A 10,650-nucleotide genomic window follows, 5' to 3' on the forward strand; every position below is an offset into this window, starting at 1 on the left:
CGAAAACCATCAGCCCGACCGGATTACCGACTGCTCGGGTTACGAAACCAAACTGGCCTACACCCCCGAAGGACAGTTGGCGCGTATTACCGATGCGCTGGAACAGCACACCGAATACCACTACGACACCGATCAAAACCTCACCCTCGCCCTCTATCCCGACGGCAGCAAAGAGACCTTCGGCTACGATGCCGCAGGTCGTCTGACCACCCATACCGATGCCGAAGGCCACACCACCTCCTACGAATACGGCCAGGACGGTCTGCCGACCCAACGCACCAATGCCTTGGGCCATACCTTCGGCTATCATTACGACCAAGCCCGCCGCCTAGTCGGCCTCACCAATGAAAACGGTGCGCGCTACCGCTTTGCCTACGACATCCTCGACCGACTGATTGCTGAAAGCGGTTTCGACCATAAGCTCACCGGCTACCGCTACAATGCCGGCAACGAACTGATTGAACAGCGCGAATTCGGCGACGACGCTACCCTCGCCGCCAAACTGATGGCGCAGCTGGGCGGACAACCCGTCCCCAAAAAAGATGCCGCCCCGCTTTCAGACGGCCTCGACAGCCAAACCCCGCTGCGGACTACCGAGTTCAAACGCGATATATTGGGACGCTTAATCCATACCCTCGCCCGCAACAATGACAAGGTTCAGGAAACCGCTTACCAATACGACTTGGACGGCAACCTCGTCCGTGCCGCCAACAGCCACAGCATTACCTGCTTCGACTACAACGGCAACGGCCAAATCATCGGCCAGCACCAATGGAAAGTACCGACTAAGGAAGAGAACGCCCGAAACGGTTTGCCCGAAACCGACTGGCGCGATGCGCAGTACGACATGCTGTACCTGCCCGTTACCGAAAGCATCCGCTACCACTACGACTTCAACGGCAACCGTACCGCCACCGTCCTGCCCGACGGCAGACAGATCAACTACCTGTATTACGGCAGCGGCCACCTGCACCAAATCAGCCTCGACGACGAAGTCATCACCGACATCGAACGCGATAAGCTGCACCGCGAAATCTTCCGTACACAGGGTAAACTCGCCAGCCGTTACGAACTCGATCCCCTAGGTCGTCTGAAAAAACAAATCGCCACCCTCAATGATTTGATGGAAAGCGGCAAAGGCAAAACCAAAGTAACATCGGCTTATGCCGTCAAACGTGGCTACGGCTACGACCGCACCGGCAACCTGACCCACAGCACCGACCAGCGGACGGGCACGACGCATTTCGAGTACGACAAACTGGGTAGGATTACCCAAGCCGGTAACGAACTGTTCGCCTTCGACCCCGCGCACAATATCCTCGACATCCCGACGGAAAAGGTCAAACCATACCCTGCCCCCTCTCCCGTGGGAGAGGGTCGGGGAGAGGGCAAAACGACCGCGCCGCTTTCAGACGACCGTTCCGTCATCACCGACAACCGCCTGAAAACCTACAACGGCACGACCTATTACTACGACGACCTCGGCAACCTCATCCACCGCGAACTGGCCGACGGCGAAGTGCAGAACTATTTCTACGACCTGCACGACCAACTGGTTAAGGCGGAAATCTTCAAAAAAGACGGCAGCAAAGAGACTTGGTCGTACACCTACGACGCCTTGGGCAGAAGGATAGGCAAAGGTCGTCTGAAAAACGAAGAAGTTTCAGACGACCTCGAAAACCAAACCCGTTTCGTTTGGGACGGCAGCCATTTGCTGCAGGAAGTCCACCCGGACGGCAGGTATACCTATCTCTACACCGACCCGGATTCCTACGAACCGCTGGCACAGGTCCGCAATTGGACAACCGAAGACGGCGAAAGCCACCAACAAATCCACTACTTCCACTGCGACCAAATCGGCATCCCGCGTGAAATGACCGATGACGAAGGCAACCTGGTTTGGTTTGGCAACTATACCGGCTGGGGTCGTCTGAAAGAGGAAACCAAGGTAACGGATAGCGCTTACCAACCCTTCCGCCTGCAAAACCAGTATGCCGACCGTGAGACGGGGTTGCATTACAATTTCTTTAGGTATTACGAGCCTGATGTGGGTCGGTTTATCAACCAAGACCCGATTAGACTGTGGGGTGGAAACAATTTTTATCAATTTGCGCCGAACGTGCAGGGATGGGTTGATATTTTTGGTTTATATAATGCTCAGAAATGTGCATCAATTGCAGCTAGAATAGAAAATCTTAAATACGAAATATACGTAAAACGTATTCCCGCACTTGAGAGTAATCCAAATAATTTACCGTGGCGAATTGGTCCAGGGGAAGCTCTTAGAGATACTGTCCGAGGTCATGTAAAGCTACTGAATGCTGCGTATAGTAAACTAGCTAAAGCCGAAAAAGAGTGGGTGGATAATGATTGCGACAAACCACCACCTCCTTCTTCTCCCGTAACAAAATGCACTAATTGCTCCACTGAAGACAAAACATCTACTAATAATGATGCTTTAACAGCAATCGCCCTTGTTGGAACTGTTGTGCTAGTTAGTGTTTGTATATATTCAACGGCGGGAGTATGTGGTGCTTTTGTGGCAGGAGGAAGTTTTGTAGGAGCAATGTGAAGTTTAATATTGATATAGGAGCATGATAATTATGCGCAATAGTGATTTTTATATACAAAATATGATTGAAGCTTCTTTAGAACAAGAAGATTTCAGTCAAATAATTATACTACTAGATTCGCTACCATCTAAAAATATACGTAGAGCATTGTATTTATTATCAGAAATATTCCCAAATAAAATAGAAATTACTGAGAATGAATTTAAATTTATTAAATATATATTATCTAATAATAAATTTATAGTAGTTCAAAGCATCTCTGATTTTCTGAGAGCAATATCTATACTCAACTTTAATGACCTACAAAAACAGGAAATTGCTGATTTGATTTTTCAAAATCTAAATATTTTAAGCAAAAATTGTGATTTTGAGTTAAATGTACTAATAACAAAATTAATAGAACCCAATAAATTTTTTATGCAAGTTGAGAAAATTAAAAATAATTTAGATGATTATTCAAGAAAATATTTATTAGATTTTATTTTTTATGAGAAAGAATATCTTGAAAATGGCTTTAATGAAGATGAAATAAATGATTTCATAAAATTTTTGAGCTACCCTAGATAAAATAGCAAGCCGTAGCCCGCACGTAGTATGTGTGCCCAAAGGCATGCACGCGGGTTTTGTTCTTACAATTTAAAAGGCCGTCTGAAATTCTTTCAGACGGCCTAACCAATGGAGAAACAGTCACCGTCGTCAGCCTTTGCTACGGCTACGACTATACCGGCAACCTGATCCACCGCAAACTGCCGGACGGCGAAGTGCAGAACTATTTCTACGATCTGCACGACCAACTGGTTAAAGCGGAAATCTTCAAAAAAGACGGCACGAAAGAGACTTGGGCCTACACCTACGACGCCTTGGGCAGAAGGATAGGCAAAGGCCGTCTGAAAAACGAAGAAGTTTCAGACGGCCTGAAAGAGGAAACCGGATTCGTTTGGGACGGCAGCCACCTCTTGCAAGAAATCCACCCGGACGGCAGGTATACCTATATCTACACCGATCCCGACAGCTATGAACCTTTGGCACAGGTACGCAACTGGACCAACGAAGACGGCGAAAGCAAACAGGAAATCCACTACTTTCACTGCGACCAAATCGGCATCCCGAGAGAGATGACCGATAAAGACGGCAACCTGGTTTGGTTTGGCAACTACACCGGTTGGGGCCGTCTGAAAGAGGAAACCAAGGTAACGTATAACGCATACCAACCCTTCCGATTGCAAAACCAGTACGCTGACCGTGAGACAGGGCTGCATTACAACTTCTTCAGGTACTATGAGCCTGATGCGGGTCGATTTATCAATCAGGACCCGATTAGGTTGTGGGGCGGGGATAATTTTTATTGGTTTGCACCAAATTCTAGTGCTTGGATTGATGTTTTAGGTTTAGCAAGTATTTTTGAGAAACTTAAAATTACAACTTCTGATGGATTTTTGTTTAAAGGATTTACTGTTAAGGCACCATTTAACATACCTGTACAGAGATTTGGAGATTTGCATCTTAATTCAAGTCGTGGAGATTTTTGGGGGCTACGTATAGGAACTAACAAATTCATAAAAAATTAAAAGAAAGGGAAAGTGTTAGAAATGCCTAAGTTAAAAATTTTGAATGAAACTCCTTTAGACTTTCAAGAAAAATTTTTGTTTGACAAATGGGAAGTCAGCTACCTTGATTTGATGGAAGTAAATCAAGGTTCTCCCTTAGTTGGGAGTCTATCCATTAACGGTCAAGTTATTATTAAAGAACAGGGGTTTGGAGGGCCTTTGTTGTATTTCAATAGAAAAATATATATTCCAGTTTTCATTAGACGATTTTGCGTTGTTGGATTTAGGCTTGCAACATTAAATTTAGATGATTTATCAATTGAGTATATTGGGGGTATCGAAGACTTGGTTTATCTGAAAGAGATAAAAGGTAATAGAATTTATTTCTATACAGATATATATAAAAGCACAGAAAAGAATTTAACTTTATATTAACAAATATATCTCAAGAATATGCTGTAAACTGAAGCGTGCCGAGATAAATAAGACGATTTTTTGAGAAAAATGAAGTGCTGTTTTATTTCATAATGTGAAAGCTATTTTCAAATCCTGCCGATCTTAAGGCAGGATTTTTAATTAAGCGATGGCGTCGTCGCTATCCGATAGGGTTGATGGGGGGATAATCTTTATCAATTTGCACCTAATACCCAAGTATGGGTCGATTGGTTAGGTTTAGCTGGAGTTGATATGAATTTATTCCTAAGTAATGAAGACATACACTCTTACGCTCATAAAGTTGCCAATAAACCGAATACTTTCCAAGTAGGAGGGCATGGTAATCCTTCATTGATGGTAGATGGAGCTACAGGTGAAAGATTAGATGCTAAAAAATTAGCAGCGAGAATTAAAAAAAATCCTAACTATAAATCAGGTATGACGGTTGAGATTTTATCCTGTAATACAGGAAAAGGAGCAAACCCTCTTGGACAACAACTTGCTAATGAATTAAATACTACAGTTAAAGCACCAAATGAATATCTTTGGTTTTCAAGTAACGGGGAATTAACACCGATGGGAATGAAGGCTGATCGCTCGCAAGATACAAGCAAACCAGGCACCATGAGAAGCTTTACTCCTCAAAGTAAAAAATAAGTAAGGAACATGCTAACTATGGAAATACTGAAAAATTTCTTAATTTTATTTTTGTTATTAACCCCTTTAATATCATGTAAACAACATCCGGAAAGAAATGAGAAAATGACTGACTTCATATCAACAGGTAGTACTTATTGGATTCCAGATGAAGAAATTCAAATTCTCGAAAAGAACGCCACTAATGGAGATAAAAACTCAGCATTCAAATTATATCAATACCATATGTTTGTATCTTTAGATCAAGATTTGGAATTTAAATGGCTAGAGATAGCGGCAAAAAATGGACATCCAATTGCCCAATCCAATTTAGCCGATTTATTTTTCACACAAGGCAATAAAGAAAAAGCCATATTTTGGGCTAAAAAGGCATATATAAATGGTGCCAAACTACCAGACGAATTAAAAATATTGATAAATATCAATTAATTAATAAGATTTAGCGGACTATCGTTACAAACCTAAAACTTCTGGAGGAGGATTAAGAAAATGTTGGAAACTTCCTAAGGGGCACATTATCGAACAGGACTCATTCCATGGAGAATATTTGATATCAAATAAAGTTTCAAAAATTAATCTTACTTATTTAAGAAATTAGACACAAAAAATTATGACTATTTTTTGCCCTGTTAAGAAGATATTATTTACCCAATAATGTGAAGATAATATCTTAACAGAGCATTAAGTTTGTCTGGAAGGAATGTTTTAAGACAACCTTAATGCCATAGCTCATAATACCTGAAAAAGTTGTAATGCATAATCGAAATGGTTAGCGAGCAGTTCCAGATATATCCATTTCTCTTTTTAGTTTGCCCCAGTCGTAATAATTCCCAAACCAGAGGTTATCTTCACAGTCGGTCATCCCTCTTGGGATACCAATTTGATTACAGAGGAGGTAGTGTGTCTGTTGGCTGCTTTCTTCTGCAGTTGTCTAATCGTGAATTTACACCAGTAGCTTGACTCTTTCGGCACCTGAAAACCAGAAAGAGAAGATAGTACTGGAATAGAGGCAAGCCCTAATGGGTCAATCTATCTTTCCCCAAAAAATTGAACCTAATTCAACAAATCGTCCCTCATATACCGGACAACCCCCTTAAAGAATACAACGGCAGCAACTATTACTACGACCACTTCGGCAACCTGATCCACCGTGAACTGGCCGACGGCGAAGTACAGAACTACTTCTGCGATCTGCATGACTAACTGGTCAAAGCCGGAATCTTCAAAAAAGACGGCACAAAAGAGACTTGGGCCTACACCTACGATGCTTTGGGTAGAAGGATAGGCAAAGGACGTCTGAACAACTAAGAAAGCTATTTAAAAAATTAAATAACTATAAACTTATAAATGTAAAAATAAATGTAAAAAAATAAGCCATCACTATTCTTTAGTGATGGCTTATTTTAAAGTAACTGGCACGCCCACGGGGAATCGAACCCCGGTTACCGCCGTGAAAGGGCGATGTCCTAACCGCTAGACGATGGGCGCGGAGATTTTCTGTGGCGCACCCGGAGCGATTCGAACGCCCGACCCTCTGGTTCGTAGCCAGATACTCTATCCAACTGAGCTACGGGTGCATCAAGAAAGATTCGAATTATAAAGAGAGGGCTATTTATTGTCAAGCGTTTTATTTGGAAAACTTGCAGACAGCGTGTAAAATGCGCATTTGCTATTGAATTTACAGAGAATAAAATGTCAGATTTCGCACGCTGGCCGCTCTTATCCGAAGCATTTTCCCGTTTGGGACGGCCTGTGGTCGTGGTGGATTTGGAGACGACCGGTGGAAATTTCTATCAAGACAGGATAACGGAAGTCGCCCTTGTTCGCTTTGAGCAAGGACGCGCCTCACATTACGAGCAATTGGTCAATCCTTGCCGCAGCATTCCCGAATTTGTTGCCAGGCTGACCGGAATTCATGATGAAACGGTAAAAAACGCGCCTGTCTTTGCCGATATTGCAGGCGATTTGTTGCCGCTGCTGCAAGGTGCAGTGGTTGTTGCCCACAACAGCCGCTTTGACTACACCTTCCTGCGCCACGAGTTTGCCCGTATCCATACTGACTTTGCCGCTCCCTCGCTCTGTACGGTTCAACTGTCGCGCCGCCTGTATCCTGAGTTTTACAAACACAGCCTCGACAGCATTATCGAACGCACCGGCATTCAGACGACCAACCGCCACCGCGCCATGACCGATGTGGCCGCATTGTGTGATTATCTCGAATTAAGTCTGACAGAAAAAAATCATCAACAATGGGACGAACACGTCCGTGTATTGATGAATCCGAAAATGTTGCCCACTTGGCTGCCTGATTCGCTTGCCCAACAGCTCTATGCCCTGCCCGACAGTTACGGCGTATTGGTTTGGTTTGACTATTTCGGCAAAGCCCAAGCCATTGAAGCACATGAACGCACATACAGTGAAACCGCTACCCTGCTGCACAGCAAAAAACTGCCGCCGCACATCAAAGCCGCAGCCTCCATCCGTTTTATTCCGGCAGTCGGGCAGCTCCATACATTATGGCTCAAAGCCCAGACTATGCAGGAATACCAACTGATGCCGTCTGAAAAGTCCACATCGTTTTCTACCGTCCGCTTTATCGCTGACGAACACGGCGGCCTTCAAGCACGCATTGTCTTGTTAAACAGCGGCACCAGAAACTGGCGTCCTTACGGTTTGTTTGCCCACAAAAAAGCAGCCAAACGCGCTTTGACGCAATGGTCGCAAGAACACAGACTCTGCCCAGATTCGCTCAATATTTTGCCGACCGGCTACGCAAAGGGCGAACCCTGCCCTGTTGAGGCTGTCGGAAAATGCAATGGCAACTGCCGCCAGCCAAACGGCATCAAACATCAAAACCAACGCATTACCGAGCTTGCTGCCCTACTCCCCGTAACTGATTGGGGCAAAGCGCACGAAATTGAAATTACCGAAACCGACCCCCTGACCGGAAACAGCATTACCCTGCTCTGCGCCGGCGGCGCGTTGGCATTGCCTGATGGAAGCTGGTATTTCGACAGCAGCCTGCCTCTCGTGATTAAAAACAAATTCAGACAAGACAAAGAAAATATCCGTTTGATTGCTTAAAACAAGGCCGTCTGAAAACCAAATTTTCAGACGGCCTATTGTGAATAACTTTCCGCTTTATTCTCAAAATAAAACTCTGCCTAAATTTTAATCAGAACTTATTTTTATAATAGCAATCAAATACTAAACCAATTTATACACAAGCTGTTCACACAATTTTCAATGAAAGCTGTGTATACCCAGCCCGATGAGTAAACCATGAACAATCCTGAAATCATCTTCTTTGACATCGACGACACCCTCTACCGCAAATACACGGATACCCTGCGTCCTTCGGTTGCCCAAGCCATGCGCGCATTGAAAGCCAAAGGCATTTTAACTGCCATTGCCACCGGCCGTCCGAAAGCCGCCATTCCCGCCAAAGTCAAAGCCTTGATTCAAGAATGCGGTATCGACATGCTCGTTACCATCAACGGCCAATATATTTCCTTTCGCGGCGAACCTCTGCAAAGCTACCCCTTGGACATTGCCGACATCGAAACCGCCATCAACCTGCTTGAACAACACAAAATAGACTACGCCTTTGTCAACAACCAAGAAATTGCCGTTTCCTCCCATTCGCCACGCGTTGTCGAAGGCTTATCGCATATCCTGCCCAACTTCCTGACTGACAAAGAATATTTCCGCAAACAACCTGTTTATCAAATGTTGGTCTTTGTGGATAAGGAAGAAGAAAAAATCCTGCAACCGCTAACCCAGCAACACGGCTTCAAATCCGTCCGCTGGCATGAATATGCTGTGGACCTGCTGCGCAAAGAAGGTTCAAAAGCACGGGGCATCGCCCACGCAGTGGAAAAACTGGGGATTGATATGAACAAAGTGATGGCATTCGGCGACAGCTTCAACGACTTGGAAATGCTGTCAACCGTCGGCTTTGGTGTTGCCATGGGCAATGGCGAAGACGCTGCCAAATCTGCCGCACAATTCGTCTGCCCAAGTGTTGATGAAGACGGCGTCTTGCGCGGCTTGCAAGAATTGGGCGTAATTTAAAACATCAAATCAAAAGGCCGTCTGAACATTTTTTCAGACGGCCTTGTTCTATCAATAAACTTCCTGCCTACTTCGGCAATACCAAAAAGCTAATCAGCAATTCTTTAAATACGAACCCAAACACACCCAAGCCCAAAACCAAGAAGAGCATGGCAATGCCGAATTTGCCGGCTTTGGATTCTTTACCCAAGTTCCAAACGATAAAGCCCAAAAAGATAATCAGGCCACTCAGTAGGATTTTCATTGCCCATGAGGCGAATTCTGCTTCAGACATTATTTTTTTCCTTTTATTCTTAAGATGTGTGTTTAATTGCTTTCAGACGGCCTATTAAAATTTAAGGCCGTCTGAAATTTGTTTTTAGATTATTTGTTCAATGCTTGTTGCAAATCATCAATCAAATCGTCGATGTGTTCCAAACCGACAGAGAGGCGGATCAAGCCCGGGCGGATATTCGCGGCGAGTTTTTCTTCAGGCTGCATCCGGCCGTGCGTGGTTGTCCACGGATGGGTGATGGTCGAGCGCACATCGCCGAGGTTGGCAGTACGGGAAAAGAGCTCTACGCCGTCCACGATTTTCCATGCCGTTTCTTGGTCTGCGACTTCAAAACCTACCACAATACCGCCGCCATTTTGCTGTTTGCGGATCAGTTCGGCTTGCGGATGGTCGGGCAAACCGGTGTAGTACACAGCTTGGACTTGCAGCTGCTCTTTCAACCATTGTGCAATTTTCAGCGCATTGTCGTATTGTTTTTCCATACGCAGCGACAAGGTTTCCACGCCGCTCAACAGCTGCCATGCGTTAAACGGAGACATCGCCAAACCGCAAGAGTTGCAATACATGGCTACTTGCGTCATCAATTCATCCGAACCGGCCAACACGCCACCCATCACGCGGCCGTGGCCATCAATGGCTTTGGTTGCGGAAGACACGGAAATATCCGCACCGTGTTTCAAAGGTTGCGAACCGGCTGGCGACAAGAGACTGTTGTCCACCACCAAAAGCGCGCCGATGCGGTGTGCCAGTTCAGCTAAAGCTTCCAAATCGGCAACTTCGCCCAAAGGGTTGGACGGCGTTTCCAAGAAAAACAGTTTGGTATTGGGCTTGATGGCAGCTTTCCATTCATCCACATCAACCGGCGATACATGGCTGACTTCGATGCCGAACTTGGTAACGATGTTATTGATGAAACCGACAGTTGTACCAAACAGGCTGCGGCTGGAAATAACATGATCACCGGCTTGCAAGAAGGTAAAAAACGCTGCCTGAATCGCGGACATACCGGTCGAAGTGGCTACCGCGCGCTCTGCGCCTTCCAATGCAGCAATGCGTTTTTCAAAAGCGGCAGTAGTCGGATTGGCTGTAC

10 protein-coding genes, 2 tRNA genes and 2 pseudogenes are annotated in these 10,650 nt (G+C 45.2%); 10 read left to right on the forward strand and 4 right to left on the reverse strand.

Going from position 1 to position 10,650, the window contains the following annotated elements; genetic code table 11:
- The first annotated feature begins 505 nt into the window (after window positions 1-505).
- From ACTHUE_RS05905 to ACTHUE_RS05940, 8 genes and pseudogenes are all read left to right on the forward strand, one after another.
- Entirely contained in the window at window positions 506-2,572 is a 2,067-nt protein-coding gene (locus ACTHUE_RS05905; protein ID WP_440361294.1) for an RHS repeat-associated core domain-containing protein, read from the forward strand.
- Window positions 2,573-2,603: 31 nt separating this feature from the next.
- Window positions 2,604-3,140, forward strand: coding sequence for a hypothetical protein (locus ACTHUE_RS05910; RefSeq protein ID WP_199900979.1), 537 nt, complete (start codon window positions 2,604-2,606; stop codon window positions 3,138-3,140).
- A gap of 83 nt (window positions 3,141-3,223) precedes the next feature.
- Window positions 3,224-3,964, forward strand: a pseudogene (locus tag ACTHUE_RS05915) (RHS repeat domain-containing protein); the annotation flags it as partial.
- Between the two features lie 198 nt (window positions 3,965-4,162).
- Window positions 4,163-4,555 (forward strand): hypothetical protein, encoded by a 393-nt coding sequence (locus ACTHUE_RS05920; RefSeq protein ID WP_004521002.1) that lies wholly within the window; start codon window positions 4,163-4,165, stop codon window positions 4,553-4,555.
- 252 nt (window positions 4,556-4,807) lie between these two features.
- Window positions 4,808-5,212 carry a hypothetical protein gene (locus ACTHUE_RS05925; RefSeq protein ID WP_049343954.1) on the forward strand — a complete coding sequence of 135 codons (405 nt, stop codon included), beginning with the start codon at window positions 4,808-4,810 and terminating at the stop codon, window positions 5,210-5,212.
- An 18-nt stretch (window positions 5,213-5,230) separates the two neighbouring features.
- On the forward strand, window positions 5,231-5,641 hold the full coding sequence (locus tag ACTHUE_RS05930; protein WP_224783393.1) for a tetratricopeptide repeat protein: 411 nt from the start codon (window positions 5,231-5,233) through the stop codon (window positions 5,639-5,641).
- A 40-nt stretch (window positions 5,642-5,681) separates the two neighbouring features.
- Window positions 5,682-5,810: pseudogene (locus ACTHUE_RS05935) on the forward strand (colicin E3/pyocin S6 family cytotoxin); the annotation flags it as partial.
- Between the two features lie 449 nt (window positions 5,811-6,259).
- Window positions 6,260-6,415: a hypothetical protein gene (locus ACTHUE_RS05940; RefSeq protein WP_004521108.1), complete on the forward strand. Its 156-nt coding sequence runs from the start codon at window positions 6,260-6,262 to the stop codon at window positions 6,413-6,415.
- A 210-nt stretch (window positions 6,416-6,625) separates the two neighbouring features.
- On the opposite strand, the gene ACTHUE_RS05945 is transcribed toward ACTHUE_RS05940, so the two are convergent.
- Window positions 6,626-6,700, reverse strand: a tRNA-Glu gene (locus ACTHUE_RS05945).
- Window positions 6,701-6,712: 12 nt separating this feature from the next.
- Window positions 6,713-6,789 (reverse strand) — tRNA-Arg (locus ACTHUE_RS05950).
- A 115-nt stretch (window positions 6,790-6,904) separates the two neighbouring features.
- Between ACTHUE_RS05950 and ACTHUE_RS05955 the strand changes: the two genes are divergently transcribed.
- Both ACTHUE_RS05955 and ACTHUE_RS05960 read left to right on the forward strand, forming a co-directional pair.
- A complete protein-coding gene (locus ACTHUE_RS05955) occupies window positions 6,905-8,296 on the forward strand; it encodes a 3'-5' exonuclease family protein (protein WP_039862575.1) in 1,392 nt (463 codons plus the stop codon).
- A gap of 198 nt (window positions 8,297-8,494) precedes the next feature.
- Window positions 8,495-9,286 carry a Cof-type HAD-IIB family hydrolase gene (locus ACTHUE_RS05960; protein ID WP_004521105.1) on the forward strand — a complete coding sequence of 264 codons (792 nt, stop codon included), beginning with the start codon at window positions 8,495-8,497 and terminating at the stop codon, window positions 9,284-9,286.
- Window positions 9,287-9,353: 67 nt separating this feature from the next.
- Here ACTHUE_RS05960 and ACTHUE_RS05965 read toward each other — a convergent pair whose 3' ends face one another.
- Together ACTHUE_RS05965 and metZ are read right to left on the reverse strand one after the other, a co-directional pair.
- Window positions 9,354-9,560, reverse strand: coding sequence for a DUF2788 domain-containing protein (locus tag ACTHUE_RS05965; RefSeq protein WP_004521104.1), 207 nt, complete (start codon window positions 9,558-9,560; stop codon window positions 9,354-9,356).
- Between the two features lie 89 nt (window positions 9,561-9,649).
- Window positions 9,650-10,650 (reverse strand): O-succinylhomoserine sulfhydrylase (gene metZ / locus ACTHUE_RS05970; protein WP_440423114.1); only part of this gene is annotated, 1,001 nt, incomplete at its 5' end.

The sequence above is a fragment of the Neisseria sp. P0021.S005 genome, from assembly GCF_051956955.1.

Bases quoted from the DNA above. Each gene is read 5' to 3' on its own strand.
- ACTHUE_RS05905 (WP_440361294.1), top strand. From the start codon at position 506: ATGGCGCAGCTGGGCGGACAACCCGTCCCCAAAAAAGATGCCGCCCCG.
- ACTHUE_RS05910 (WP_199900979.1), top strand. From the start codon at position 2,604: ATGCGCAATAGTGATTTTTATATACAAAATATGATTGAAGCTTCTTTA.
- ACTHUE_RS05920 (WP_004521002.1), top strand. From the start codon at position 4,163: ATGCCTAAGTTAAAAATTTTGAATGAAACTCCTTTAGACTTTCAAGAA.
- ACTHUE_RS05925 (WP_049343954.1), top strand. From the start codon at position 4,808: ATGAATTTATTCCTAAGTAATGAAGACATACACTCTTACGCTCATAAA.
- ACTHUE_RS05930 (WP_224783393.1), top strand. From the start codon at position 5,231: ATGGAAATACTGAAAAATTTCTTAATTTTATTTTTGTTATTAACCCCT.
- ACTHUE_RS05955 (WP_039862575.1), top strand. From the start codon at position 6,905: ATGTCAGATTTCGCACGCTGGCCGCTCTTATCCGAAGCATTTTCCCGT.
- ACTHUE_RS05960 (WP_004521105.1), top strand. From the start codon at position 8,495: ATGAACAATCCTGAAATCATCTTCTTTGACATCGACGACACCCTCTAC.
- ACTHUE_RS05965 (WP_004521104.1), bottom strand. From the start codon at position 9,560: ATGTCTGAAGCAGAATTCGCCTCATGGGCAATGAAAATCCTACTGAGT.